This is a genomic window from Saltatorellus ferox (genome assembly GCA_007751475.1).
GTDB lineage: Bacteria > Planctomycetota > UBA1135 > UBA1135.
On the sequence record CP036434.1, the window covers coordinates 5,381,749 to 5,407,842 of the forward strand.

31 protein-coding genes are annotated in these 26,094 nt (G+C 65.4%); 2 read left to right on the forward strand and 29 right to left on the reverse strand.

Features of this window, described 5'->3' with window-relative positions:
- Positions 1-255: 255 nt before the first annotated feature.
- The 26 genes from rpsD to Poly30_RS19375 form a co-directional block, all read right to left on the reverse strand.
- Positions 256-885 carry a 30S ribosomal protein S4 gene (gene rpsD / locus Poly30_RS19250; RefSeq protein ID WP_145200975.1) on the reverse strand — a complete coding sequence of 210 codons (630 nt, stop codon included), beginning with the start codon at positions 883-885 and terminating at the stop codon, positions 256-258.
- A 115-nt stretch (positions 886-1,000) separates the two neighbouring features.
- A complete protein-coding gene (gene rpsK / locus Poly30_RS19255; RefSeq protein WP_145200978.1) occupies positions 1,001-1,381 on the reverse strand; it encodes a 30S ribosomal protein S11 in 381 nt (126 codons plus the stop codon).
- A 158-nt stretch (positions 1,382-1,539) separates the two neighbouring features.
- Positions 1,540-1,917, reverse strand: coding sequence for a 30S ribosomal protein S13 (rpsM, locus tag Poly30_RS19260; protein ID WP_145200981.1), 378 nt, complete (start codon positions 1,915-1,917; stop codon positions 1,540-1,542).
- 72 nt (positions 1,918-1,989) lie between these two features.
- Positions 1,990-2,109 (reverse strand): 50S ribosomal protein L36, encoded by a 120-nt coding sequence (rpmJ, locus tag Poly30_RS19265; RefSeq protein WP_145200985.1) that lies wholly within the window; start codon positions 2,107-2,109, stop codon positions 1,990-1,992.
- On the reverse strand, positions 2,106-2,366 hold the full coding sequence (gene infA / locus Poly30_RS19270; protein ID WP_145200988.1) for a translation initiation factor IF-1: 261 nt from the start codon (positions 2,364-2,366) through the stop codon (positions 2,106-2,108). The genes rpmJ and infA overlap by 4 nt, the downstream gene beginning before the upstream one ends.
- Before the next feature lie 50 nt (positions 2,367-2,416).
- Positions 2,417-3,778 (reverse strand): preprotein translocase subunit SecY, encoded by a 1,362-nt coding sequence (gene secY, locus Poly30_RS19275; protein WP_145200991.1) that lies wholly within the window; start codon positions 3,776-3,778, stop codon positions 2,417-2,419.
- A gap of 80 nt (positions 3,779-3,858) precedes the next feature.
- Positions 3,859-4,344 carry a 50S ribosomal protein L15 gene (rplO, locus tag Poly30_RS19280; protein ID WP_145200994.1) on the reverse strand — a complete coding sequence of 162 codons (486 nt, stop codon included), beginning with the start codon at positions 4,342-4,344 and terminating at the stop codon, positions 3,859-3,861.
- A 12-nt stretch (positions 4,345-4,356) separates the two neighbouring features.
- The gene (gene rpsE / locus Poly30_RS19285) at positions 4,357-4,869 is read right to left on the reverse strand and encodes a 30S ribosomal protein S5 (RefSeq protein WP_145200997.1); all 513 of its coding nucleotides are present in this window, start codon (positions 4,867-4,869) and stop codon (positions 4,357-4,359) included.
- A 4-nt stretch (positions 4,870-4,873) separates the two neighbouring features.
- On the reverse strand, positions 4,874-5,245 hold the full coding sequence (rplR, locus tag Poly30_RS19290; RefSeq protein WP_145201000.1) for a 50S ribosomal protein L18: 372 nt from the start codon (positions 5,243-5,245) through the stop codon (positions 4,874-4,876).
- A 14-nt stretch (positions 5,246-5,259) separates the two neighbouring features.
- Entirely contained in the window at positions 5,260-5,805 is a 546-nt protein-coding gene (gene rplF, locus Poly30_RS19295) for a 50S ribosomal protein L6 (protein ID WP_145201002.1), read from the reverse strand.
- A 9-nt stretch (positions 5,806-5,814) separates the two neighbouring features.
- On the reverse strand, positions 5,815-6,210 hold the full coding sequence (gene rpsH, locus Poly30_RS19300; protein WP_145201005.1) for a 30S ribosomal protein S8: 396 nt from the start codon (positions 6,208-6,210) through the stop codon (positions 5,815-5,817).
- A 26-nt stretch (positions 6,211-6,236) separates the two neighbouring features.
- Complete coding sequence (gene rplE / locus Poly30_RS19305) at positions 6,237-6,788, reverse strand: 50S ribosomal protein L5 (protein ID WP_145201008.1); 552 nt, start codon at positions 6,786-6,788, stop codon at positions 6,237-6,239.
- 130 nt (positions 6,789-6,918) lie between these two features.
- A complete protein-coding gene (gene rplX / locus Poly30_RS19310; RefSeq protein ID WP_145201011.1) occupies positions 6,919-7,176 on the reverse strand; it encodes a 50S ribosomal protein L24 in 258 nt (85 codons plus the stop codon).
- The gene (gene rplN / locus Poly30_RS19315) at positions 7,176-7,544 is read right to left on the reverse strand and encodes a 50S ribosomal protein L14 (protein WP_145201013.1); all 369 of its coding nucleotides are present in this window, start codon (positions 7,542-7,544) and stop codon (positions 7,176-7,178) included. The genes rplX and rplN overlap by 1 nt, the downstream gene beginning before the upstream one ends.
- The gene (rpsQ, locus tag Poly30_RS19320; RefSeq protein WP_145201016.1) at positions 7,541-7,909 is read right to left on the reverse strand and encodes a 30S ribosomal protein S17; all 369 of its coding nucleotides are present in this window, start codon (positions 7,907-7,909) and stop codon (positions 7,541-7,543) included. Before rpsQ ends, rplN begins: the two co-directional genes overlap by 4 nt.
- 56 nt (positions 7,910-7,965) lie before the next feature.
- Positions 7,966-8,178, reverse strand: coding sequence for a 50S ribosomal protein L29 (gene rpmC, locus Poly30_RS19325; RefSeq protein ID WP_145201019.1), 213 nt, complete (start codon positions 8,176-8,178; stop codon positions 7,966-7,968).
- 61 nt (positions 8,179-8,239) lie between these two features.
- Positions 8,240-8,659, reverse strand: a complete 420-nt coding sequence (gene rplP, locus Poly30_RS19330) for a 50S ribosomal protein L16 (RefSeq protein WP_145201022.1) — start codon at positions 8,657-8,659, stop codon at positions 8,240-8,242.
- A complete protein-coding gene (gene rpsC, locus Poly30_RS19335; protein WP_145201024.1) occupies positions 8,659-9,483 on the reverse strand; it encodes a 30S ribosomal protein S3 in 825 nt (274 codons plus the stop codon). The genes rplP and rpsC overlap by 1 nt, the downstream gene beginning before the upstream one ends.
- Positions 9,484-9,489: 6 nt before the next feature.
- Positions 9,490-9,897: a 50S ribosomal protein L22 gene (gene rplV / locus Poly30_RS19340; protein ID WP_145201027.1), complete on the reverse strand. Its 408-nt coding sequence runs from the start codon at positions 9,895-9,897 to the stop codon at positions 9,490-9,492.
- Positions 9,898-9,912: 15 nt separating this feature from the next.
- Positions 9,913-10,197 carry a 30S ribosomal protein S19 gene (gene rpsS / locus Poly30_RS19345; protein WP_145201030.1) on the reverse strand — a complete coding sequence of 95 codons (285 nt, stop codon included), beginning with the start codon at positions 10,195-10,197 and terminating at the stop codon, positions 9,913-9,915.
- A gap of 89 nt (positions 10,198-10,286) precedes the next feature.
- Positions 10,287-11,117 carry a 50S ribosomal protein L2 gene (rplB, locus tag Poly30_RS19350; protein ID WP_145201033.1) on the reverse strand — a complete coding sequence of 277 codons (831 nt, stop codon included), beginning with the start codon at positions 11,115-11,117 and terminating at the stop codon, positions 10,287-10,289.
- Between the two features lie 109 nt (positions 11,118-11,226).
- Positions 11,227-11,520, reverse strand: coding sequence for a 50S ribosomal protein L23 (gene rplW / locus Poly30_RS19355; protein WP_145201036.1), 294 nt, complete (start codon positions 11,518-11,520; stop codon positions 11,227-11,229).
- Positions 11,517-12,164, reverse strand: a complete 648-nt coding sequence (gene rplD / locus Poly30_RS19360) for a 50S ribosomal protein L4 (RefSeq protein WP_145201039.1) — start codon at positions 12,162-12,164, stop codon at positions 11,517-11,519. The genes rplW and rplD overlap by 4 nt, the downstream gene beginning before the upstream one ends.
- A 9-nt stretch (positions 12,165-12,173) precedes the next feature.
- The gene (gene rplC / locus Poly30_RS19365) at positions 12,174-12,812 is read right to left on the reverse strand and encodes a 50S ribosomal protein L3 (RefSeq protein ID WP_145201042.1); all 639 of its coding nucleotides are present in this window, start codon (positions 12,810-12,812) and stop codon (positions 12,174-12,176) included.
- A 263-nt stretch (positions 12,813-13,075) separates the two neighbouring features.
- On the reverse strand, positions 13,076-13,381 hold the full coding sequence (gene rpsJ / locus Poly30_RS19370) for a 30S ribosomal protein S10 (RefSeq protein WP_419190390.1): 306 nt from the start codon (positions 13,379-13,381) through the stop codon (positions 13,076-13,078).
- A gap of 534 nt (positions 13,382-13,915) precedes the next feature.
- On the reverse strand, positions 13,916-16,132 hold the full coding sequence (locus Poly30_RS19375; protein WP_145201048.1) for an elongation factor G: 2,217 nt from the start codon (positions 16,130-16,132) through the stop codon (positions 13,916-13,918).
- Between the two features lie 92 nt (positions 16,133-16,224).
- On the opposite strand from Poly30_RS19375, the gene Poly30_RS19380 reads away from it, so the two are divergent.
- Positions 16,225-17,424 (forward strand): hypothetical protein, encoded by a 1,200-nt coding sequence (locus tag Poly30_RS19380; RefSeq protein ID WP_145201052.1) that lies wholly within the window; start codon positions 16,225-16,227, stop codon positions 17,422-17,424.
- Here Poly30_RS19380 and Poly30_RS19385 read toward each other — a convergent pair.
- A complete protein-coding gene (locus Poly30_RS19385; RefSeq protein WP_145201055.1) occupies positions 17,411-19,831 on the reverse strand; it encodes a vanadium-dependent haloperoxidase in 2,421 nt (806 codons plus the stop codon). The two genes, Poly30_RS19380 and Poly30_RS19385, sit on opposite strands and share 14 nt — an antisense overlap.
- 437 nt (positions 19,832-20,268) lie before the next feature.
- Here Poly30_RS19385 and Poly30_RS19390 point away from each other — a divergent pair, with 437 nt between their 5' ends.
- Positions 20,269-21,543, forward strand: coding sequence for a CIA30 family protein (locus Poly30_RS19390; RefSeq protein WP_419191377.1), 1,275 nt, complete (start codon positions 20,269-20,271; stop codon positions 21,541-21,543).
- Here Poly30_RS19390 and Poly30_RS19395 read toward each other — a convergent pair.
- Positions 21,540-22,832: a sulfatase-like hydrolase/transferase gene (locus Poly30_RS19395; RefSeq protein WP_145201061.1), complete on the reverse strand. Its 1,293-nt coding sequence runs from the start codon at positions 22,830-22,832 to the stop codon at positions 21,540-21,542. The genes Poly30_RS19390 and Poly30_RS19395 overlap by 4 nt on opposite strands.
- A gap of 840 nt (positions 22,833-23,672) precedes the next feature.
- Positions 23,673-26,024: a carboxypeptidase-like regulatory domain-containing protein gene (locus Poly30_RS19400; protein ID WP_145201064.1), complete on the reverse strand. Its 2,352-nt coding sequence runs from the start codon at positions 26,022-26,024 to the stop codon at positions 23,673-23,675.
- Positions 26,025-26,094 lie beyond the last annotated feature (70 nt).

The window sequence follows — 26,094 nt, forward strand, 5'->3', positions numbered from 1 at the left end:
GCTCGGCCGCCCGAAGCAGCCCGGCAACCCAGGAGCAGCCCGGCCACCCCGAGGCAGCGCTTGAGTGACCCAGGAGTCACCCACTCAGCCGCCCCAGGGCAACTCGCTGGCACTCCCAGGCAACCCGTGTCCCCGGCTCGCTCACCAGACCCGCCTTTTCGGGCGACGCTTGGCTCACGCTGCATCCGCGTAAGCGGATGCGCCAGAAACACAAGTGAGTCGTTGAGGTACCCCCCCTGGGGGTACCTCGACGGCTCACTTCGAGCAGAGCTCGACGATGAGCTGTTCCTGGATCGGGAACTGGAAGTCTTCGCGCTTGGGCAGCGTCGTCACCGTGACGGACATCGCGTCGTCATCGACGCTCAGCCACTCGGGACGGAAGCCGCCCTTGTTCACGTCGATGAACCCGGAGACGATCTTCTTCGTGTTCTCCTTGGTACGCGGCTGGACCACATCACCCGCGCGAACGCGGAAGGACGGGATCGTGACGCGCTTGCCATTCACCAGGTAGTGCCCGTGATTGACCATCTGACGGGCTTGAGCGAGGGTCGTCGCAAAGCCTGCCGAGAGCACCACGTTGTCCAGGCGACGCGAAAGCAGGGTGAGAAGGTTCTCACCGGTGTTGCCCTTCATGCGCTCCGCCTCGGCGAAGTAGCGCTTGAACTGGCGCTCGAGTACCCCGAACACCCTCTTGAGCTTCTGCTTCTCGCGAAGGCGCACGCCATAGTCGGTCACCTTGCGGCGGCTTTGGGCGTGTACCCCGGGCGGGTAGTCGCGGCGCTGAAGCACGGCGACTTTTCCGCTGGAGGTGTTCTGACCGAGGAAGAAGAGGTTCATCCCCTCCCGGCGGCACTGTTTGATCTTGGGTCCGGTGTAACGAGCCATATCAGTTAGGCGTCAAGTGACAGGTGTTCAGTGGTGAGCGAAGTCCGCGGCGCCGGATCCTGGACCGCGGCAATCCGGTGAAACCGGGAGGCGCGGGAAAGGAGCCGACTGCGCATCAGACGCGGCGACGCTTGCTGGCGCGGCAGCCGTTGTGAGGAAGGGGCGTGACGTCCTCGATCGAAACCACGCGGAGACCGGCGTTGGCGAGAGCACGAACGGCCGACTCGCGACCGGATCCCGCGCCCTTGACCCGAACTTCGACCTCCTTGAGGCCGTGGCGCATCGCAGCCTGAGCGGCGTTGTCGGCCGCGCGCTGGGCCGCGAACGGCGTGCTCTTGCGGGTTCCTTTGAAACCCTGGCTGCCTGCCGTGCCCCACGAAATCGTGTTGCCCGCCGGGTCCGTGATCGTCACATGCGTGTTGTTGAACGTCGACTTCACGTGGACGATCCCCTTGACGATGTTCTTTTTCGCCTTGCGCTTGGTGCTCTTGGCCATGAGTGGTGGTTCGAATCAGCTGCTCGGAGCCGCTCGGTTCTAGGTTGGGTTCGCGATCTCGCGAGCGTGGTGTATGGGGCGTTCCGTCCGGCGCGGCCGCGGTCCCTGGGGAATCCGGAGGGAATTCCCGAGGAGCCGAGTCCCGCGCCAGGGCGAGATCACTTCTTGACGGACTTCTTGCCAGCGACCGTCTTCTTCGGTCCCTTGCGCGAACGGGCGTTGGTTCGGGTCCGCTGACCGCGGACCGGGAGGCTGCGACGGTGGCGAAGGCCCCGGTAGCAACCGATGTCACGGAGGCGAGAGATCGCCTGCGCGAGCGTGCGTCGAAGCTCACCCTCGACGTTGTAGTTCTTCTGAAGATGGTTGGCGATCTCCGTGACCTGGATCTCGTTGAGGTCCCGGGCCTTCATGCCGGGATCGAGGTTCAGGTCGCGGCACACGTCCAGTGCCGTCTTGCGGCCAACGCCGAAGATGTAGGTGAGGCTGATTTCCAAACGCTTGTCGTTCGGAATGTCGACGCCGATGATACGTGCCATGTTTCTGGGAGCTCAGTTGTTGTAGGGACCGGCCATGGTTGACCTGGGGGCCCAGGCCATCCGGCCGGGCGCTTACTTGCCTTGACGCTGCTTGTGGCGGGGGTCGGCGTCGCAAATAACGCGAACGACACCACGGCGGCGGACGATCTTGCACTTGGCACACATGCGCCGCACGCTGCTTCGGACTTTCATCTTCTTCTTCTCCTCCGGCCGCGGCCACCGCGTCTGCGGCGCTCACCTCGGCAGGTGATTCGACCTTTGGTGAGGTCGTAGGGTGACATTTCTACGGTGATCTTGTCGCCGGGTAGGATGCGAATGTAGTGCATCCTCATCTTGCCGGAGACGTGCGCGAGAATCTCGTGGCCGGACTCCAACTTCGCTCGGAAACGAGCGTTGGGGAGAGCCTCGGTCACGATGCACTCGACTGTGATCGGTTCTTCTTTTGCCATGGGCTGGTGTGGACGCGCTACGGGACGAGGGCGGAAACCCTCTTATAGGCCTAGGTCGCGCCTGCTTCCCCGTCTCGTTTGGTCCAGGAAGCGCCGCCGCGGGCCGCGCCTTTGCCTTTTCCGGGCTTGGTGCCGACTGCAGGAGGAGCGCCTCCCCCATCGTAGGCCTTCATGACAAGTTGAGCCTGGAGCTTGTCCACGAGTTCGAGGGCTACCCCCACCACGATCAGCACCGAGGTACCGCCGAGGAAGTAGCGCATCTCCATCGTGAGGCTGGAGTCCTTCGTGATGAAGGCCGGCAGCACGGCGACAACCGCCAGGAATGCCGCGCCGGCGAGGGTGATCCTCGTCAGGACGCGTGAAAGGTACTCGGCCGTCTTCGCACCCGGACGGATGCCAGGGATGAAGGAGCCGTGCTCGCGCAGGTTCTTCGCGATGTCTTCAGGCTGGAACATCAGGCGGTTCCAGAAGAAGCAGAACGAGAAGATCAGGACGAGGTAGAGAGCCGTGTACACGAACCCAGTGGGGTCGCTGAACATCCGCTGACCATAGCCCCAGCCAGCCCATCCGAAGAGGATGCCGGGGATCACGAACAGAACGGATGCGAAGATGATGGGCATGACGCCCGCCATGTTGACCTTGAGCGGCAGGAAGTGGCGCTGTCCGCCGTAGACCCTGCGGCCCCTCTGGAGGCGTGCGTACTGGATCGGGATCCGACGCGCACCTTTGTGCATGAAGACGACGACGAAGATGGTGATCGCCCAGACGATCAGGAGGAACACCATCACGTTCCAGAAGTTGTCGTTCTCCTTGAGCTGGGCGATCGACGACGGCATGCCGGCGATGATGCCCGCCATGATGATCAGCGAGGCGCCGTTGCCCACACCGTACTCGGTGATGAGTTCACCGATCCACATGACGAGGAGAGCGCCGGTCAAGAGCGCGCCGATGACGATGAACGCCAGGCCTGCCTTGTTGTCACGCATCGACACGTCGATCATCTGCGGGTTCTGCAGGAAGACCCCGGTGTAGATGAAGATCGCCTGGACCAGCGCAATCGGCACCGTCGTCAGACGCGTCCACTGGTTGATCTTCTTCTGGCCTGCTGCACCTTCCTTGGCGACCGCCTCGAGCTGAGGGGACACCTTGGTGAGCATGGAGAAGATGATGGACGCCGAGATGAACGGCATGATGCCGAGGGCGAAAATCGTCGTCTGACCGATCGCCCCGCCCGAGAGGGCGGAGAGAAGGCCGAAGATCGAGTCACCGGCTGACTCCGACAGGAACTGCGAATCCATACCCGGAATCGGGATCTGGAATCCAACCCTGTACGCGATCAGAAGCCCGAGCGTGCGCAGGATGCGCTGCCGGGTCTCCGGAATCTTGAACAGCTTGAGGAAGTTGTTCTCCACGGGGGATTACGTCTGGGGTTGGAGGGTAGGGAAGTGGGAGTGCGGTGAGACTGCGGTGTCGAGGCGGGCTCGCGTCACGATCAGGAAGCGTCGGCGGTGGCCTGAGCTTCACGACCAAGGTTGTCGAGGATGACGACGGTGCCGCCAGCCTGCTCGATCTTCTCCTGGGCCGTCTTCGAGAACTTCTGCGCGCGGACGGTCAGCTTGACCGACAGATCGCCGTTCCCGAGGAGCTTCAGAAGGTTCGACGTCTTCGAGGCAAGGCCCTTGTCGAGCACCTGCTGAAGGTCGACCGTCGAGCCATCGGCGAATGCGGACAGGTCTCCCACGTTCAGGATGGTGTAGTCCGTCCGGAACCGAGCGTTGGTGAAACCAACCTTCGGGACCTGACGATAGATGGGCATCTGACCACCTTCGTAACCGGCACGACGGCTGGCACCCGAGCGCTGACCGCGACCCTTGTGACCGCGACCCGAGGTCTTACCGTTACCGCTGCCGGTACCGCGACCGATCCGCATGCGCTTGGCGTACTTGACGCCCTTGGCGCAGACTGTTTTGAGATCCATATCTGGTGGCTCCTAGAGCTTGATCTTGCGCAGCTCTTCCACGTCCGCAGGGGTGCGGAGCTGGGCGAGCGCGTCGAGCGTGGCCTTGACGAGGTTGATCGGGTTGGTGGACCCCATCGACTTGGAGAGCAGGTTCTTGATACCCGCCATCTCCGCAACGGCGCGGACCGAGGAGCCCGCGATGATGCCCGTACCCTCGGAGGCCGGGATGAGCTTGACGCGCGCGGCGCAGAACTCGCCGATCACCTCGTGAGGGATCGAACCCTCGGCGGTGAGCGGAACTTGCTGGAGGTGCTTGCGCCCGTCCTTGTTCGCCTTCTCGATGGCCTGCGGTACGCCGCGGGCCTTGCCGAAGCCGTAGCCGACAACGCCACTACGGTTGCCGACGACGCAAAGGCCGGAGAAGGAGAAGCGGCGGCCGCCTTTCACCACTGCGGCGCAGCGGTTGACCTGGAGCAGCTGCTCGGAGAGCTCGCCTGCTTCCTGGATGTCGGCGTGATCGAGGTATTCGACGTGGGTCTTCATCTGATTAGAGCGAGAGGCCTGCTTCGCGGGCGGCTTCGGCGAGCGCTTTCACGCGGCCGTGGTAGCGGGAGTAGCCGCGGTCGAGCACGACCTCGGTGACGTTCTTATCCTTGGCCATGCGCGCGATTTCACCGCCGATCACGGCGGCCTTCTGCGACTTGGTCTTGCCGTTCAGCAGATCAGCCAGCTTCTTCGAGGTCGTGGAAACAGCGCAGAGCGTGTGTCCGGTGACGTCGTCGATGACCTGGGCCGAAATATGCTTGGTCGTGCGGTGCACGGAGAGGCGCGGACGGCTCGCCGTGGCGGCGATCCGTCGACGGATGCTCTTGGCGCGGCGATCGCGACGCTTGTTCTTGAGGAGTACGATGGACTTCATCTCTTATGTTCCGATCAGGAGCCGAAGCTCTTACCTGCCTTGCGCTTGATGTACTCGCCTTCGTAGCGAATGCCCTTACCCTTGTAGGGCTCGGGCGGGCGGACCTTGCGGATCTCCGCTGCGACCTGGCCGACGACCTGCTTATCGATGCCGGTGAGGACGATCGTCGTGGGGTTCGGACACTCGACGGTGACGCCCTGGGGCATCTGCTTGGGAACGTCGTGGCAGAAACCAATGTTCAGGACGACCTTGTCACCCTGAGCCTTCGCGTTCCAACCAACCCCTACGATCTCGAGCTTCCGCGAATAGCCCTGGGTCACGCCCTGAACCATGTTGGCCACGAGCGCCCGGGTCATGCCGTGGTAGGCACGGGCGGCGCGCGGGGCGCCGGAACCATTGAGAGAGACGGAGGCCTCGTTGCCTTCGACGTTGAACTCCACCTCGGGGCGGAGCGTCATCGACAGGCTACCTTTCGGCCCCTTGACGTTGACTTCGCGTCCCTTGAGGTCCACCTGGACTCCAGAGGGAATCGTGATTGCTGCTTTGCCGATACGTGACATGTGAATCGATCAGTAGACCTCAGCGAGAAGCTCACCGCCGACGCCGAGTTCGCGCGCCTTACGGTCCGAAATGACGCCTTTCGGCGTCGAGAGAACGTTGATGCCCTGCCCACGAAGGACAGGCTTCAACTCCTTGAGTCCGGCGTAGGCACGGCGGCCGGGCTTGCTGACGCGGATGATCGAACGGATCACCTTCTCACCGTCGATGCCGTAGCGGAGGTGCACGTGGAGGGTGCTCGAGGGCTGCCCTGCTTCCACGCTGTAGTCTTCGATGAAGCCTTCGTCCTTGAGGACGTTGGCGATACCCACGCGCATACGCGAGGCGGGCATGTCGACGGTCTTGCGTCCGATCGAGTTGGCGTTCCGAATGCGCGTGAGCATGTCGGCAATGGGGTCGGTCATCATGGCTCTAGATTCTCCTCTTATCGGCCTCAGGCCTTGGCGTTGCGGTCGATGAAGGGCATCCCGAGTTCCTTGAGCAGCATGTACCCCTGGCTGTCGGTCGGAGCGCTGGTCACGAAGGTGATATCCATGCCCTGCTGGAACTCGATGCGGTCGAAGGGGATCTCGGGGAAGATCGACTGCTCGGAGAGACCGAGCGTGTAGTTGCCACGTCCGTCGAGCTTGTCCTTCACTCCGCGGAAGTCGCGGATACGGGGAAGGACGACGGCGATCAGGCGGTCGGCGAACTCCCACATGCGCTCGCCGCGAAGCGTCACGGCGCAGCCGATCGGCATGCCTTCGCGGAGCTTGAATCCGGCGATGGACTTCTTGGCATTGCGGATGGTCGGCTTCTGGCCGGTGATCGTGCCCATGTCCCGAGCGGCCGTTTCGACCTTGGACTTGGATTCGACCGCTCCAGCGACCCCCATGTTCACCACGATTTTCTCGAGGCGCGGGATAGCGTGGATGTTCTTGATCTCGAAGGCCTCGGCCAGCTTGGGCCGGACCTGAGACGTGTAGACTTCTTTGAGGCGTGCCATGTGGGGTGCGTACCGGTCTGGGTCGGCTTGCGTTTGGCGAAAGGTGAGTGGGTGGGTCCCCCACCGGAATGCGCAGCGATCGGTGAGACCGACGTCCGCGAAACCAGTGGAGAGCCAGTGGAGAAAAAGATCAGGCCGTTGGACGCTTACGCGAACCTTTGCCGGTCTTGGGGTCGAGCAACTGAACGTTGCTCGCATGAATCGAGAACTCGCGCTGGGCGCGTTCTCCCTGGGGGTTGCTCTGCGTCGGCTTCACGTGCTTCGTCCGGATGTTGACTCCGCTGACGACGACTCGGTTGTCCTGACGGTGCACCTCGATGACTTCACCGGTGGTGCCCTTGTCGTTGCCCGAGATCACGATGACCTGGTCTCCGCGCTTGACGTGCATCAGATCACCTCCTGGGCGAGCGAAACGATCTTCATGAAGCTGCGGTCGCGAAGCTCGCGGGCCACGGCGCCGAAGATACGGGTGCCTTTCGGGTTGCCTTCACCGTCGACGATGACGAGAGCGTTCCGGTCGAAGCGAACGTAGCTGCCGTCTGCACGGCGGGTGTTCTTCTTCACGCGGACGATCACGCCCTTGACAATGGTGCCGGTCTTGACCTCGCTACCCGCGATGGCCTTCTTGACGGAAGCCACGACGATGTCGCCGAGGCCGGCGTAGCGACGGTGGGTACCGCCGAGCACTTTGATGCACTGGACTTGTTTGGCGCCGGTGTTGTCGGCGACGTCCAGGTAGGTCTGCATTTGAATCACGAGTTGTCCTCCCCGGAAGCATCACCCATGGCGTCGGCCGTCGCTGCGTCCTGAACTTCCGTGGGGCGAAGGGCCCCATCAGGAAGCGAGGGGCGCTCGACCACGCGGGTCAGACGGTAGCGCTTGGTTTTGGACATGGGCCGGCACTCCATGAGCTCGACGCGATCACCCACCTGGGCCTCGTTCGTCTCGTCATGGGCGTGGACCTTGGAATGGCGCCGGATGTACTTCTTGTACTTCGGGTGCTTGAACATCCGCTCGATCCGGACGGCGATCGTCTTGTCGGAGCCGTTGCCAGAGACGATGCCCTGGACGACCCTCCGACTCGCGCGCTCGACGCCGTTGTTTTCTGTTGATGTAGTCATCGCTTCAGTTTCTTTGTGCTAATGGCCCTGTTCGTTCTGTCAACGACCCTGGGGGCTCACTTGGAGCTGGCGCCACGCACGTTCATCGAGCGCTCGTGCAGGATAGTGGTGATCCGCGCCACGGTGCGGCGCATCTCGCGAATGCGGCCCGTCTTCGCGTCGGTTCCCATCGAAGCGCGGAAGCGCGCCTCGAAGAGATCCTTCTTGATGTTCTTGAGCTCGAATTCGAGCTCCGCGTCCGTCTTGGCGCGGATGTCTTCAACTTTCATAGCAATCTATACCCGTTTCGCTGAGAGGAGGCGCGGCCGGTAGCAGCCGCGTCCCAATCGCTCAGGTAGTTGGCACCCTCTTCACCATCCGAACCCTGATGGGCATCTTGTGCGCGACGCGCTTGAATGCCAGCTTGGCCTTGTCTTCCGTCACGTTGCCGAGCTCGAAGATGATGGTACCCGGACGCACCGTCGCGGCCCAGAAGTCCACGTCACCCTTGCCCTTACCCATTCGGGTTTCGGCCGGCTTCGAGGAGATCGGCTTGTGACAGAACACTCGGATCCAGATCTTGGCGGCGCCCTGCGTGGCACGGTTCGCCGCGATACGGCTTGCCTCCAGCTGACGACCCGTGATCCACCCGGCGTCCAGGGCCTGAAGGCCGTAGTCGCCGAACGAAACGCGGTTGCCCCGCGTGGCCAGTCCTTTGATCATGCCGCGGAATACGCGGCGGCGCTTGATGCGCCTCGGCATGTAAGCCATCACGCACCTCCTTCGGTGATGGAACCCTGGGGTGCTGAAGGGCCGCGACCGCCGCCGCCCCCGCGGCTACCGCCGCGTCCTCGTCCGCCGCCGCGACGGCTGCCGCCGCGACGTGGTCCGCGATCGCCGCCGGGACCACCGCCACGGTCGTAACGACCGCCGGCTGCCGACGTGACACGGTAGTTGACTTTCTCACCGCGCTCGATGTCGCCCTTGTAGATCCAGACCTTGACGCCGATGACGCCATAGCCGGTTCGAGCCAGCGCGGTGCCGTACTCGACGTTCGCCTGGAGCGTCGAGAGCGGCACGCGGCCTTCCCGCTCCTGGAGCTGGCGGGCCATCTCAGCGCCACCGAGGCGGCCGTTGATCATGACCTTGACGCCAAGGGCGCCGGCCTGCATCGTCGACTGAACGGCCTTCTTGACGGCACGGCGGAACGCCATCCGGCGCTTGAGCTGCTCGGCGATGCCCTCGGCAACGAGGCCAGCGGACAGCTCCGGACGCTTGATCTCGTGGATCGTCAGGTGAACCGTCGTTCCCGCAACGCCCTGGAGATCGCTCTTGAGCTGATCGATGCGGACGCCCTTGCGGCCGACGAGAACGCCGGGACGGGCCGTGTAGATGATGACGTTGACCGCATCACTCGTGCGCTCGATCTCGATGCGCGGGATGCCAGCGGAGCCGTACTCCTTGATCACGTGATCGCGGATGAGCTTGTCCTGGTACAGCAAGCGCGCAAAGTCGTGCTTGTTGCCATGCCAGCGCGAGGCCCAGGGCTCGATGATTCCGACTCGATAGCCGGTTGGGTGGATCTTTTGTCCCATAGGATTTTACGCGTTCGCGGCCTCGGCAGCGTCGTCGCCGATGGCGCCCAGGGGAGCCACGATCACGGACAGGTGAGCGGTCTTCTTGCGGTACGGCATCGCACGGCCCTGGGGGCCGGGACGATAGCGCAGACGGTTGTTCAGCATGGGACCGTCATCAGCGCGGCAGTCCACGATGATCAGGTCGTTCGTGTCGACGGTTTCGTCCAGCGACGCGTTGGCAATGGCCGAGGCCACGATCTTCGCGAAGAAGGCGGAGCCACGCTGGGGCATCAGCTCCAGGATCTCCAGTGCGTCGTTGGCATTGCGGCCTCGGATCACGTCGGCCACCAGGCGCGCCTTGCGCGACGAGATGCGCGCGTAGCGGTGCCGGGCGACGAACCCGCCGAGGTCTTTGATGATTTCGTTCTTCATATCAACGACCTTGGATCAGCGGCCGGCCTTCGTGCCTTCTTTCTTGTTGGTGTGGCCGCGGAAGAGTCGCGTGATCGAGAACTCCCCGAGCTTGTGCCCCACCATGTCTTCGTTGACATAGACCTTCACGTGGGTCTTGCCGTTGTAGACCATGAACGTGTGCCCGATGAAATCGGGGGAGATGGTGCAAGCGCGCGCCCAAGTCGTGATCGGGTTCTTCGTGCCGGCTTCGTTTTGTGCGAGGACCTTCTTCTCGAGCTTGGCGTCGATGTAGGGGCCCTTCTTGATGCTTCTTGACATGGCTGTCCTGAATTGCGTGCGTGGGTAACGGGAATCGGGTGGCCGCCCGCCCGGATCCAGCGGGACCCGGGGTCAGGCGGCGAAGCCCGTTACTTCCGCTTGCGGCGGCGAATGATGAAAACGTCGGTCGGGTGATTGCGGCGCCTCGTGCGACCGCCCTTGGCGAGCACGGCCGTCGGCGAACATGGGTGACGACCACCCGCAGTCCGGCCTTCACCACCACCCATGGGGTGGTCGACCGGGTTCATGGCCGTACCGCGGACGTGCGGTCGGCGGCCCAGGTGACGCTTACGACCGGCCTTGCCGAGCTTCACGTTCTGGTGGTCCGTGTTCCCGACGCGGCCGATGGTGGCGCGGCAGGTCACGTGGACGCGGCGAAGTTCGCCCGAGGGCAGCAGAACGACCGCGTACTTGCCCTCACGGGCGGTGAGCTGGGCCGACGTGCCCGCCGAGCGGACGATCTGGCCGCCGCGTCCGGGCTGGAGCTCGATGTTGTGCACCTGGACACCGATCGGGATGTCACGGAGCATCTTCGCGTTGCCAGGGTTCGGCTCGGCGTCGGGTCCGGAGAGGATCGTTTGCCCCACCTCGAGCCCGATCGGGCAGAGGATGTAGCGCTTCTCGCCGTCTGCGTAGTGCAGGAGAGCGATGAAGCAGGTGCGGTTGGGATCGTACTCGATCGAGTGCACGCGGGCGGGGATCCCGTCCTTGCTGCGCTTGAAGTCGATCAGGCGATACTGACGCTTGTTGCCGCCCCCACGGAAACGCACCGTGATGCGCCCGTAGTTGTTGCGACCGCCCGATTTCTTGAGCGGACGGAGAAGGGACTTCTCCGGCGTGGTCTTCGTGATCTCTTCGTACGTCAGGACGCTGCCGTGGCGGCGACCTGCGGACGTGGGCTTGTACTTGCGAATTGGCATAGCGGTTTGGTTCTCGAGGGAGCGGTCAGGCTCGCTTCTGTTCGGAGTCTCGTTCACCCGGCGGCTCCGCGCGATCTGCGCGGGCCTTCGAGTGACGGGAAGCATCCGACTAGAAGATGTCGATCGAATCGCCCTCCTTGAGCGTCACCATGGCCTTCTTCCAGTCGGGCTTTTGACCCTTCACGTACCCGCGGCGGCGGACCTTGCCACGCTTCGTCAGCGTGTTCACCGCCTCGACCTTCACCTCGAACAGGGACTCGATCGCGTGACGGATCTCGACCTTGTTCGCGTTCGTCGGCACGACGAAGTGGTAGGCGTTGCGGTTCAGGGAGTCGTTCGTCGCCTTCTCGGTGACGTGCGACTTCTTGATGATGTTGTAGTAGCGATCGAGGTGCTGGCTCACGAGTCACTCTCCGCAGCTTTTGCTTTCTTGGCGCCAACTCGGGCGGCGAGCGCGTCCATGGCACCCTGCTCCGCGATGATGATTCCGCCGTTCACGACGTCGAAGGTGCAAAGCTCTGCAGCCGTGCGCACCGAGACGAGCGGGAAGTTGCGGAACGACTTGTAGAGGTTCTCGTTGCGATCGGTGATCACGACGCAGGCACGACGCGGCGAACCGAGGTCCGCGAGGACCTTGCGGGCCGACTTCGAAGACGGCTCGCTCCAGTCACCGAGATCGGCGACGACGAGTTCGCCGTCAGCGATCTTGCCAGCGATCGCGCTGCGCAGGGCGACGCGACGTGCCTTGACCGGCATGTGGTAGCTGTAGTCGCGGGGCTTCGGTCCGAAGACCGTACCGCCACCACGCCAGATGGGCGACTTGATGTCACCCGCGCGGGCGCGGCCGGTGTGCTTCTGCTTGTACGGCTTCTTGTTCGTACCCTTGACCTCGCTGCGGCCCCGGGTGTTCACCGTGCCTTGGCGCTGGTTCGCCATGTGCATGACGACCGCGTCCTTCAGGGTGCGGTAGAGAATCTTCTCGCCGAACGGCGCGACGTCGAGTTCAACTTCGCCGACGCTTCCGGCCTTGTAGCTTTTGACTTTCATCTTGCTGCCTTAGCCCTTCTTGACGCCGGTGCGCGCGGTGCGGATCTGGATGAAGCTTCCGTTGTAACCGGGCACGGAACCCTTCACGAGAAGGATGTTGCGCTCGGCATCCACGCGGATGATCTCGAGGTTCTTGAGCGTCTTGCGCTTGGCGCCGTAGTGGCCCGACATGCGCTTGCCCTTGAAGACCCGGCCGGGGTAGGCCGAACAACCGATGGAGCCGGGACGACGGTAGTTCATGGAACCGTGCGTCTTCGGGCCACGGGCGAAACCGTGGCGCTTGATCGTACCCGCGAAACCGCGGCCCTTGGTGATGCCGGTCACGTCCACGAGAGCGCCTTCTTCAAAAGCGTCCACGCCGATCGTCTGACCGACCTCGACCTCGGGGGCCGACGTAAGGCGTTCTTCGCGCAGAAAGCGCTTCGGAGCGGTACCGATTTTCTTGGCAGCCTCGCGCTGAGGCTTGGCGGAGATCTTGTCCCGCTTGTCCTCGAAGCCGAGTTGGACAGCGTGGTAGCCGTCCTTTTCCATCGTGCGGAGCTGCATGACCGTGCAGGGTCCCGCCTCGACGACGGTTACCGGAGTAACCGTTCCGTCTTCGGCGAAAAGCTGTGTCATGCCCCTCTTGCGTCCCAGAAGTAGCGTCATGTCTTCTGCTCTCGGAATCCTTGTCGCGCCCCCACCGGCTGAACCGGCGGGAACCCGATGCTGGCGGAGAGCATGGGGGGAGTGGTGAATCCAGGGCCCGCGGCCCCACCGCCAATCGGTGGGAACGGTCCCGGGAGGGATGCCGGTTCGACCAGCGCCACAGCAAGTTGCTGCGGCGACGCCTGGCCACGCGGCGGGAGAATTACAAAGAGCGGCGCACGCCGGACCTCACCGAAGCGGGGTCCACGAACGCCGTGAAAGAATCAGGCCTTGATGCGGATGTCGACACCCGCGGGCATGTTGAGCGACGAGAGCGAGTCGACCGTCTGTGGGGTCGGCTCCGAGATGTAGATCAGGCGCTTGTGCGTCCGGATCTCGAACTGCTCGCGGCTCTTCTTGTCGATGAACGGCGAACGCAGAACGGTATAGCGCTCGATGCGCGTCGGGAGCGGAATGGGCCCCTGCACGCGGGCACCCGTTCGCTTGGCGGTCTCCACGATCTCGGCGCTCGACTGATCGAGTGCCTCGTGGTCGTAGGCCTCCATGCGGATTTGAATGCGGTCGCTCATGATCGGTGGGTTTGAGTTCGGTCCTTACCTGGATCCCGCTCGTCGAGCAGAGCTCGCGGAACGGGGACGGAGGCAGCGGGCTTTCACTCGGTCGTGCACCGCAGAGCGGAGCAAGAAGGGGTGGCCAGCGGCAAGGGGTGCCGCCAGTGAGAAAAAGCAGTGAGAAAAAGCAGTGAGTTGTCGTAGCGCCAGCAGTGCTGGCGCATCAGTCGGGGGGGGGATCCTGACAGGCTCCAGGCTCGGCCGATGGGCGCCAGAGCCATTGGCTCGCACGCATCGTCAGGGCAAAAAAGCACTGCCCCGTTCAGCAGGGAACTCCGGGAAGCAGCAGACACGGTTGGGTGCCGTTCAGGACGGTCACCTCGGTCGATCTGCGCTGCGCCAGAACCCACGCCGTTCGGGTACGGGGCGAAAAGAGTATGGGAGCGGGTGTGAGCGGTCAACGGTCTGGAGCGGATTCCTGAAAATGATTCTTGGAACCGTCGCTCCCGGGGCGTTAGGCGCCCTCCGTCTCCCGTGTCCTCCCATGTCCCGTCAGGTCGGCCGCGTCGCCGATCGCCCGAGATCCCCCACGTGAGGCGTCATCCCTGAAGGCTCCATACTGAAGGTCGCCCTGCCCTTCGAAAGAGACCGAAGGCTCGTAGAATAGCCCAAGAGGCCCCTGAGGGGCGCTTTCCCGGTCACGCGGCGGGACTCCGTACCCGTGGAGATCACCTCGTCCATGATCGCGTGTCGGCTGTTCAGGTCGCCGATCACGCCACCCGAGACATCGTCTGGCGTCTCCACGACGAACGTCATCGTGGGCTCCATCACCACCACATGTCCCTCGGAGTTCGCGTTCCGAAGTGCGTCCCGCAGCGCTGCCACGGCCGCTTGCTCCGCCGCGGTTTCCACGGCATCGCCCTCGATCCGAAGGAGCTCCCCCTCCGAATTTGCCGGAAGATCGACCGACGTGACCACGATCACGACCCCTCGGACGGGGTGCCCGGCGATCGGACCGGACTGGGCCTCGGCCATCAAGGCCGTCCGGAGAGCCCGCGCCCGAGAGGGCTCGATCCTCACGGCTGGCCCGAAGGCCACGGTGAGGCCCCGCCCGATTTCCCCGTCCTCGGCGGGCTCGATGCGCACCTCGACCCTTGCCCGACCGAGCGTGTCCCCGTAGAGGCGTTCGATCTCCCCGCTCCCCGTGGCCGCCCGTGAGACGACCTCGCGGAAGGCGATCCTGTAGGAACTCTTCCGCGGCGTGACCCCGTATTCCGACGTCATTCGCGCCAGAGCGATCTCAAGGTGGAGCTCCCCCATCCCCTCCAGCAGCCACTGGCCGCTCGCCGGATCCTCGGCGAGCCGCAGCGACGGATCTTCCCGGGCGAGGCGTTCCAGGGCATCCCGGAGAGTCAGGCGCTCCTCGTCGCGCACCGGCTCCACCAGATAACCCAGCACGGGCGCAGGCAGCACCGGGGGCTCCAGGCGGACCTTGCAGCCCTCTGGAACCAGCGTATCGCCCGTCCCGGTGGCCCGGAGCCCGGCGAGGGCCACCACGTCTCCCGCCAGGGCTCGATCGATATGCTGCACGTCGGCGGCGTGGATCCTGAGCACCCCCAGCACCTCCTCCGTGACGCCGGTTCGGTCGTTCCAGAGGCGAGTTCCCGCCGCGATCTCGCCGGTGTAGACCCGCACGAACGTCACGTCTCGACGCTCTCCCCGGGTCCGGGTCGAGTGCACCTTGAAGACGAGAGCCAGGGGCTCCGGCGGCGGCCCATCGGGCGCCTCAGCCCCCCCAGCAGCCACGAATAGCGGCGGTACAGGGACATCGGTCGGCGACGGCAGGTAGGCGGCGATCGCGTCGAGGAGCAAGGCGACCCCCTGGCCGATCAGCGCCGCCCCGCAGAGCAGCGGCACCACGGCCTGGCGCAGCACCAGCCGCCGCAGGGCCCCGGCGATCTGCTCCCCGCTCGGCTCTCGACCTTCCGCCAGGAGCTCACACATGGAGTCATCCAGGTCCCCCAGCGCCTCCACCAGCTCAGCCCTGAGCACGTCCACCTCGTCGGCCACGGCCTCGGGCACGTCGATCTGCCCTTCCAACCCGATGCTTCCAGGCTTGACCACTCCCCAGGCCCGCCGGTGGACCAGGTCCACGATGCCCTGGAGCGGCTCGCCCGTATCCCCTCCCCCGATCGGGTAGGCGATGACCAGCGCTTTCGCCCCCAGCCGCGACTCGACCGACGCCGCGCAGGCCAGCACGTCGGCCCCGGGCCGCTCACACTTGTTCACGAAGCCGATCGCGGGCACCGCCTGGCGCCGAACCTGGCGCCAGACCGTCTCCGTCTGCGGCTCGACCCCGGCGGCGGCGTCCAGCACCAGAACCGCGCCATCCAGAACCCGCATGGCGCGCTCGACCTCGACCGTGAAGTCCACGTGGCCCGGCGTGTCGACGAGATTGATCTCGATGCCCTTCCAGCTCACCCGGGTCGCGGCAGCGGTGATGGTGATCCCGCGCTCGCGCTCCTCGCTCATCCAGTCCATGACCGAGGTGCCCTCGTCGACCCGGCCGATATGCCGCTCCGTCCCGGTCTGATAGAGGATGCGCTCGGTGAGCGTCGTCTTCCCGGCATCGATATGGGCGCAGATGCCCACGTTCCGGAGCGAAACGAGCGACCCGGCCCCGCCCCGCGCGTGGGCATGGGCAGGGAGCACCGGAAGGGGCGCCCCGGGGACGCCCGATGCGGGCTGCGAATCGCTGGAGAGGGTCATGTCGAGGAGGGGTAAAGGCTCGTCCCTATCGTACGACGGCAGGACCCCATGGGGCAGAATCGCGTGATCCTGGCAGCGCTTAGACTGGGGCCATGCTCGCCACTCTCTGCTCGCTCGCGCTTCTCTGCACCCAGAAAGCCCAGGTGCCTGCCTCGGTTCCGAACCTGGTCGACCGTCGACCGGCGAGTGGAGTCGAGGTCGAAAGGGACGGGGGGCCCTTGCCGGAGGGAACTCTCGATGATCGACGAAGGCAGCGGGCCTTTCTCGCCCTTGCGCTCCAGCCACCCGCGAAATCCATCGACGGGGAAGACCCTGCCGCCGGGGACCTGTCGCCCGCCAGAAACCTCGCCCTGCGCGCAGAGTTGCGGGCCGAGATCCTGGCGCTTCCCGCTGAGACCGAGGAGATGGTTGCGATGGTCATGGCGCGCCTCGTGGCCACGGACGCTCCGGCCGCCCGCGCCGCCTTCCGAACGCGAGACTGGAAGGACGCACGCATCGAAGCCGAGGCGTACTTCGCCGTCATGGCGGAAGGGGAGCTCGTCGTGCCCGCTGAACTCCAGCCGTTGACCCGGCGGCTCGCCTACGCGACCGCCTGCTGGCGAGCCGGAATCGAGTCCAGGCGCGACCGCGCCGCCGCCGCCGCCGAGACCCTCGCGGAGTGCACGATCGCGGAGCTGCTCGAGCGCTCGTACCCCGCCACGCCGGCGGACGCGCCCATGATCGACGCGTGGACCCGGGCCCTCGCCGCGCGGATCCCCTGGAAGGCCAACGCGCTCCGCCACTCGCTCGGCTGGCCGTCGGCGATCAGCGCGAGCCAGCGGGAATGCCCTGGCAAGCCCCCCATCGAGCCCGCTCCACGGCGGGACTGGACCCCGAGGGACGGCGAGATGCTCGAGTGGTTCCTGCAGTCGGAGCGCGCGAAACTCCTCGACCTGGCGCGCCGCCCCGACCTCTTTGCCTTCGGTCCGGAGCCCCGGGCCCTTCGGCAGCAAGCGCTGGACCTGTCGCTCCGCCTGCGCCCGGATCTCGCCGCCGAGCTGGAGCCCGTCGTGGGCCCGGAACTCATCCACGCGGTGAAGTCCTCCCTGGCGGGTTCTCCGCCGGAGGCCTTCGAGAAGGACCCGGAGAGGCTCGGGGCGGCCCTCGAAACGCTCGCAGAAGTCTGCTCCGAGGATTTCGTCGCCTGGATCCGAAGCGACGAATTCCGCCGCCTCGGCCAGGAGAGGTTCTTCGTCTTCGACGCGCTACGCCCGGCTCCTTCACAGGAAGCCTATGGCGTCACTCGAAGGTGACCGTAACAGCGTTGGAGAGGTTCGTCGTCGCAGCCGGGTTCGCGTCCCGGTACCACGCCTGGAAGTTCCAGGTCTGGCCGGGGAGGACCGACGTGCTGCCGCTGCTCGTGGGGATCGCCGTCAGGTCGACCGGGGCGAAGAACGTGCCGCTGCCCCCGGAGTTCAGCACACCGCCGCCCGCGCCGATCCCGAAGGCCGCGAGACAGAGGCTGCCCTGGCTGGTCGCAGGCGTGAACGGGAAACCCTGGAAGGGCGACGCGAGGAAGAAGCCGAAGGAGCGAGCGGGCAGGGACCGTGCGCCGAGCATCACCTGGTTCGCCGAGACCGTGCGGCTACCGAGGACCGTCAGCGTCGCGGGCAGGCCCGATGAGTTCGGAACACCCGGCGAGCAGAAGGACCAGCCGATCGCCTCGCACTCGTCGAGCACGCCGTTGCCGTCGAGGTCGTAGGACGCCAGGCTCCCCGCGGAGTCGCAGGCCGAACCGGCCCAGTACTTCCGCGCGAGTTCGAACGCTTCCGTGCCGATCTCCTGGCCCATCTGGCGCCCCGGGAGGTCGTCGACGGAGGGATGGATTCCGCCCCAGATCCTGGAGAGCGAACACTGGTCCGAAGCGTCGTAATAGGAAGCCCACTGCAGCACGACGTCCACGCTCGGCCCCTCCTCGAACACGAGGAAGCTGTTTTGTGGGCAGTGGTACTCGCCCATCCCGCCCGGGAAGTACGGCGAGCCCGTGAGCTGGTGCATCACGACCGCGGCCGCGCGGCTGTAGGTGCTGTGCCCGGAGACGTAGCCCGCGAACGGTGGCGTGACGAAGGTGGGGCGCTGATACGGCCACCAGTTCTCGGCGAGGATCCAGTCGACGCCCGCCACGTCCGTGAGAGGATCGAAGATGTAGGCAGGTCCCCGCCATGCGCGGAGCGCGACCTTGCCCTCGTTGCCCGCCAGATGAGCGTGGCGCTGGCCCGGCGCCGTGGTCGCGGCAGTCACGACCTCGACGTAGCCGGGATGGAGGTTGATCCCGTCCGGGTGATAGCTCGGCGCCTGGGGATCCGTGCGCTGGCCAAGATCGGCGAGGTAGCGAATGGCGCTGATGGGACGGAGGTAGTCGTAGCGCCCTTTCACCCCCCAAGCGGCCACGGCGGAATCCTGCATGGCACCCGCCATCGCTAGGTACGCCTTGGCGCACCATTCCAGGTCATTGACGACTGGACCAGCGCCGCCGATCCGCTTGGTGAACTGCGGATGATCCGCCACATCGTTGAGAAGAACGAACCAGTGCCCTGGCGGCGTTTCCGAGTGCGGTCCGTCGGCCCAGAATTCGGCGAGCACGCGCGCGTAATCGCCGCGGGGCACCATCTGCGGCGCGTAGGGCTGGCCCGTCACCGGGTTCGTCGCGTAGCCCTGCCCCCAGTCTCCGCCCTCGTAATAGTCGTAGAACGACGGAGTCTGCGCGCTCGTCGCGAGCGGCGCGTTGCCGATCGAAGCGGGCGACGCGTCGATCATGACGCCGTCCGCCGGGTCCAGGTGGGCCGACCAGATGGAGACCATCTCGAATCCGCTGCGGTAGCGATCGAGCGCGTCGTCGATGGACGGAGGCGGGCCCGGATCCTTGTACGTCCAGTACCGGAAGCCGCCTCGCTCGTGAATCGTCACGTCGTCATCGGAAAGCGCCCAGTGCGAGACGATCCCCCACTCGGGCGAGAGGAACTCCGGATAGCCGAGCGTGACGACGTTGCCTGACTGGTCGATGTAATACTGGAGCGCCAGCGGCTGCCAGCGGTTCGGGTCCACGAGCGTCGGGTTGCCGGGAAGATCCGGCACCAGCGCCTGGTTCACCGGAACGTACCACTGATTGACGTGGTCGTTCGCCTCGTTCGAGTTATCGGCGTTGCCATACGCGAGCACGTTCTGCGCGATCCGATTGCCGATGGCCGCGGGCGAGTTCCCTGTCGTCGAGCCGTTCGTCCTGTCCCAGCCGAGCGAGTCCATCAATGCGTCATACCGGGGCAGCATGACGGGCGCGCCCGGTGAATTGGCAAAGCGCGCCTTCAGGATCCCGTAGCACGCGTGACTGATCGCCTCACTTCGCCAGAGGTCCACCTGGGGCGAGGTCGTGGCGTGGTCTTCACGAAACAGAACCGTCTCGGCCGTCGCGTCGTAGGTCGCCCACGCGTCGTAGGTCGCGAGGGACATGTGGTAGAGATTCCGCGCATGCACGGTGGGACGCGCGAAGTCCCGCCGGATGGACTCCAGGAGAAGTTCGTTCCACTGGCGCGCGTCCGAGGCCTGCTGGGGCAGCGGAGCGGAGCGCGCGGGCGCTGCGAGCGAAACCATGGCGACGCCCGCGGCCACGATCGCCAGGATTCGGGGCAGGACCTTGTGGAGAGAACAGGAGTCGAGCGGCATATCCAGATCGGGAGAGAGAGAGGTGCCTACGCTACGGCAGTGGCAGCATGTTTCAGAGTCAGTCTATCCCTGAATTCTTGCCGCGGCTTGGCGCCCGAAGGACACGTTGGAGGGCCATGCCCCCCACCGGGGATCCCGCAACTCGCTGGATTTTCGCAGGAGAAGACCCTTACGTACCCCGCGCTTGGAGCCGCCTCCCCTCCTCTTCACTTCCAGAGGCAACGCGGGGGCACTTCTCCGAGAGGAATCTCGCCTTGGACCACTGACCGTTGCTCTCTCGGCGGAGCAGGCAGGTGCCAACGGCCCGACGCTGGACGTTCCGGCCCGGGCTCCCCGTCCCAGCTCGACCGAAGTAGCAGCGCTTCTCGACGGTTCTTGGCCTCCACGAAAGCACGCGGCGCGATTCCGGGGTCATGTGGATGCCTCTTCTCCTCGTCATGACAGCCGGAAGCGGCCCCGGCGCTCTCCCTTCCCCCTTCTGCCAGGCCCCGGCGGGTCCTCTTCGCCAGCTGGAATCGAGGGGGACGGCGGAGACCTTCCTCGCCATGCTCGAGCAATCGGGCCTTCGCGGTGAGCTGGAGGCCTCGAACGAGCCCTATACGCTGCTCGCGCCCGAAGACCGCGCCTTCGTGGGGGTCGCCCCGGAGACCGTCGCGCGCCTCTTCGACCCGCGAAGCCGCGACGTTCTGCGCGACCTTCTCGGGGATCACATCCTCCCGGGTCGCGTCAGCGCGAGGGACGCGGCGCTCGCGGGATCCGCGACCTCTTCCACCGGTTCGCCCCTCGCCTGCGAGTTCGTGAACGGCCAGCTGCGGATCGGCGGCGCCCCGGTGGTCGGCCAGGACCTCAGCACCGAGGGCGGCGCGCTCCACGAGCTTTCCGCGGTCATTCTTCTGCGGCCCTGGATCCTCGAGCCCACGCCCGCGCGCCGAGTGGCTGCGCAGGGACTCGCCGCATCGGAGCGCGCGGGCCTCGATCCGCTGGCGCAGCGGTCGGTGCTGGAGGTGACGCTTGCGGCGGCGGCCGAGCTGGAGCCGGAGGGCGTCTGGTCCGTGACGCTTGACGCAGGCTTCGACGAACGGCAGAAAGCAGCGGCGCTGCGAACCGCCATCCTTCGGGGTCTCGGCCGGACCGAGCCCACCGCCCTCTCCGGCGCCTCCGTGCCCGCACTGAACAAGATCGACCCCATGAAAGACGCCAAGCTCCTCGCGCGTTTCGACGGCTCCGAAGGAGATCCCGACTGGTACACGCTGAACGACGACGTGATGGGAGGAATCTCCCGGTCGCGCTTCCAGCTGGCCGAGGCGGAAGGCGGCGATCCCGCCCGCGGTGTCTTCCAGGGAGCCCTCAGCCTGGAGAACAATGGCGGCTTCGCCAGCATCCGATCCAGCCTCCAGAACTTCGATCTCGAGGGTTTCAAAGGTCTCCGCATCCAGGTCAAGACCGATGGCCGCGAGTACGGCGTCAGCGCGGTATGCGCCGACGACCAGGGCCGCACCGGCTCCTGGCGCAAGCGATTCACCGTTCCCGCGGGAGCCTGGACCACGGTCGATATTCCCTTCGAAGAGATGGTCCTGAACATCCGCGGCCGCCAGCTCCCGGAAGTCGGCCCGCCCGCAGCGGAAGCGATCCAGGGCTTCTCCTTCATCATCGGAGACAAGAACACGGATCCGTTCCGCCTGGAGATCGGCGCGATCGGCGCGTACTTCTAGGGAAACAACGGCATCATCTGAAGCAAACGTGCCTTGAGTCGGTCGGTGTCGGCTCCGGGTCGACTCACGAGGAGGTCGTCGTTCTCGAAGGGATCCGCGACGAGGTCGAAGAGCTTGCAGTTCCCGCTATCAACGTTCTCGATCAGCTTCCAGCGATTCGTACGGATCGCGCGCTGGTCCTGCCCTGGCAGACCGGGGTGGGGAAAGCGATGAACGAACAGGTAGGGGCGCGTCGCGGGCGCGTCGGGGTCCCGGAGAAGCGACGCAAAGGAGACCGAGTCCTCGGCGCCCTGGCTCGGCGGCCCGAAACCGCAAAGTTCGCGAATCGTGGCGAAGAAGTCGGTCACCTGCACGAGTTCCCCGCAGCGTGTCCCCGGCGGTATGCCCGGTCCCGCCACGATCAACGGCACGCGGATCCCGCCCTCGAACAGGCTGCCCTTCACCTTGTTCGGGAAGAAGGGACTCGTGACCGTGATGTTCGGCGAGCCGTTGTCGCCGACGACGAAGACGTAGGTGTTCGAAAGATCGACGCGATCCAGCACGCGCCCGAGGATGGTGTCGAAGGATTCGACCATGGCCTTGTGCTGAACGACGGGTGACTGAAGCTGCCCCACGTAGGAGTGCAGCGCAGACGGAGGCCGATGGTAGGGAGCATGGGCCAGCTTCGGGCAGTAGTAGAGAAAGAAGGGCTGCTCGTCGACCTGGACGGCCCGATGCGCGTAGCCCCCCATCGCGGCCGGGAAGTAGCCACTGCGTGGCGTCAGGTGACCGTTGACGTTCTCGACCCAGTCGAAGTAGTCGTTCACGTTCTCCCAGCCGACGAAGACGTCGAAGCCGTGAAGCAGAGGATGATCGACGGGAGAACTCACGTCGCCGAGGTGCCACTTGCCCACCAGCGTCGAGCGGTACCCGGGAAGGTCCTCGGGCAAGAGATGCTCGGATAGCGCGAGCGGCGTCTCCACACCATCGTCGGACTCGATGATGTTCCCCATCCCCGTTCGATCGGAGTAGCGCCCGGTGAGAAGCGCGGCGCGCGTCGGACTGCAGGCCTGATAGACCCAAGCATGCTCGAAAAGAACGCCCTGCGCGGCCAGTCGATCCAGGTTCGGCGTGGGTGGCGGCGTGGCCCCCACTCCGTAGAGGCCCACCTTGTCCCGCCCGACGTCGTCCATGAGAACGACCACGACGTTGGGGCGCTCGCCTTGGTCCCCGACAGGACGGATGGCGACGGAAGCCAAGGCAGGCGAACCTGTGGCGAGAAATCCCGCGGCAAGCGTGAGTACGAGCATCCGCTCGACGCTATCCGACCTCGGCGAATCTGCCCAGGTGGAAAGGGTCTACAGCAAACCCTGTGGGCCAGAATCGCTTCAGCCATGATGAGACCGCAGGGCGCTGCGACCGGAGTCGAATCCCCGGGTCTCGTCCACTCCTTGACTCCTGCCAATGCAACCAAAGAAGCAGAGGAGGCAGGAAGCATGGAGGGACGCGGCGCCCCTGTGAGGGATGGAGGATGGGGAGTACGCGAGCTTGGGCCTGGCCTCCGCCTTGAGAGACGTAGGCAAGAGTTCGAGTCGCGGAGGCGAAGAGTGAGAGTTGCCGGGCGCTTGATCAGCCGGTCGTCGCAGGCGCGAGCTACGCCTGAAGAGCCCCGGTGACACGCGCGAGGTCGTGGATCGTGAGCAGTCCCTTGCTCCCACCCTTCGTCCAGCCGCTCCATCAAACCCAAAGAGCCTCCAAACTACACTTTCAAGCCCAAACACAGCACTCTAGCCCAATCACCCATCCGCCCCAAAACAGTCTACTCGGCAGACCTTTCCCACCGGCCGACTCGCACTCCGCGCCCCCAAACCTCCCGCTCTTGCCTCCCCGTCCCAACGCGTGGGCCAGGGCCAAGCTCGCCCCCGCCCACCTATCCATCCCTCCCAAGGCCGCCGCGCCTCCCAAGCTCCCGCCCCTCCCGCTTCCTTGGTTGTATTGGTAGCAGCCCGGCAGCCCGGCAGCCCGGCAGCCCGGCAGCCCGGCAATCTGCCGCCAGACCTCAAGACAGTCACGATCACCGAGGCGCTCCCAACCCACCGATCTTGCTGAAGAGCCGATAAAAAAACCGGCCGCCACCAAGGCCCCCGCGATCAGTCCGAGTGGATCGAGATCCACCCGCCCAGGGGATTGGCCTCGCGCGTTTTCCTCGGGTACTGCGTCAGCTTGATCTCCAGCGTTTCCTCGCCGCGCTCGACCGTCACCGTGACATCTCCCTTGTGGAGCTTGTCCATGAGGGTTTCCTCTTCCTCGATCGGCTCGCCGTCGATCGCCACGATCAGGTCGCCGCCCGCGAGGCCCCATTCCCCGAGCTTCTCGTCCAGCTTATTGAGGGAAACCGCGAGCTTCGTCACGTGCTCCGCCAGATCGATGCGAAGCAGGGGGCCGGGGACCGTTGCCATGGCGCTCGCGCCCGACTTGTTGTCCTTGACCTTGTACTCTCCGGCAGGGAGGCTGCGGAACACCGCACGCCCATCCTCCGACGTGTTGATCCAGGCGATCTGCTTCTCTTCTCCGTCCTCCTCGGTGATCTGGAGACTGAGGTAGCGGCGCTCCTTGCAGGGCGCGATCAGCACCTCGAGATCACTGACCGGCGGCGCCTCCAGGGTGATCCGATGCTCCTTCCCGGAGAGGACCAGCTCCTGCCGACTGATCTCGCGCCCCTCACCCCACCACTGCCCCGTCTGCGATAGCTCGACGATGACCGGACCAGGGCTCAGCGCCCGGAATCGCGCGACTCCCCGCGCATCGATGCGGGCGCCGTAGCGGCGGTTCCCCTGGGACGCGGTCGCGAGGGTCGGTGGCTCGGTGCGCTCCGTTCCCGCCTCCTTCACCGAGATCCGGAAGCCGCCCATGCTGATGTCACCCTCCAGCTGAACGGTGAGTTCACAGGGCTCCAGAAACTGCACCGTCACCTCGCGCTGGCCGCTCGTGAGTGGGACGGTCACCTTTCCGTAGACCGCAGAACTTCCCACCAACCAGGCCTTGGAACCGGCTGGCCAGGCGTCGTAGTCGAACTCGCTGAACTCGGACAGGTCGAGCAGCATGGACCCGTCTGGCAACCGCGAGTCATTCACCCATCCGTAGGAGATCTCTCCCCCGGGCTTTTGGTACTCGAGATTGGCACCGTATGACTCGACCACCGTGCCGCGCGGCGAGAGCGCCGTCACCCGGATGTACTTCGAGGGATCGTGGACCTCGCGGTCCAGTACCAGCTCAGTCACGCCAGGCTTCACCTCGACGATCTCATGGTCCACGGGCACGTTGCCGGAGCCGATCAGACAGATCGCGTAGCGACCGGGAATGAGGTCGTTGAACAGAAACAGGTCGTCCCGTGCGTAGGTCTCGATGTCGTCCGGCTGCGGCACGGTCGCATCGAAGGGCTCATCGGCACGCACCGGCACGGCGTAAACGTTCTGCCAGCCCTGTCCCTTCACGTTCTCACCGACGATGCGGCCGCTCACGATGCAGGCGGCCTCGAGCGTCAGCGTGACCACCCGGTCCGGCTCGGCGATCGCGTCCACGTGGATCGTCTCGGAGATGAACCGGGTTCCGCTCGAGCGAGTCGACGCCGTGACGAGCGGGTCCCCGAACGCCTGCAACTGGAACTGCTTCGCCGTCGAGTACACGATCGGGTCCTCGGGCGTCCACTCCAGCCGATCGCCGTTCGCCACAACGATCGCGCGGTCCCGGGGCGCGCCGCTCTCGTCGACCACCAGCACGCGGATCCCAATCAGCGGCCGCGCCTGGATCTTCACCTCGGCGTCCGGCTGCTGAACCGGGTTCAGGACGCTATATTCGCGCGTGTCGAAGCTGTAGCCCTCGGCCTGCGCTCGCACCCGGAAGTCGAGGTCCGCCAGTCCCTCGATCCGAAACCGACCGTCGGGACCCGTTGTCGCCGTCATCGCTCGCCCTTCGCTCCTGGCCCAGTCCTCCGCCGCGTCGGCCAGCACCTCCTCGAGTTCACGCCGAGAGGGCTGTAGCTGGCGCGCAGACGACGCGCGCTCCGTGCGCATGCCGGGGCCAGCAGGTGTAGCGTGGACCTCGACAGCTCCGAGTGGATCGCCCTCGGGCGTTGTGACGATGCCAGAGATGACCCCCTCACCCGTGGCCATTTCGACCGCAGGAGCCTTGGTTCGACGCACGGCGGAGTTCAGCATCGAAGTCGGCGGTTCGTACACGGCCGCCGGGTCTCGGTCGAGGCGGCCGTCGCTATCCTCCGGCCGTACAACGGGCAATCGCTCCCCCACGCGCACCATCTGTTCATCGGTCGGTGGCGACTCCGCCGCGGGTCTGGGGGATGCGTCCGGGCTCCAGCCGATCGTGGCGACCTCCGAGGCAGCCACCGCGCCTGGATTCTGACCGATCACGAAGCCAGCACCGAAGCCGACGAAGGCGCTGACGAGAACGATCGCGAGAAGAACGGAGGCACTGAGTCGATTCATGGCGAGTGGGCGAGCGGGCAGGGAGTGCGAGCACTATGACAGTAATCTATGGCTGGTTTCCCGATACCTG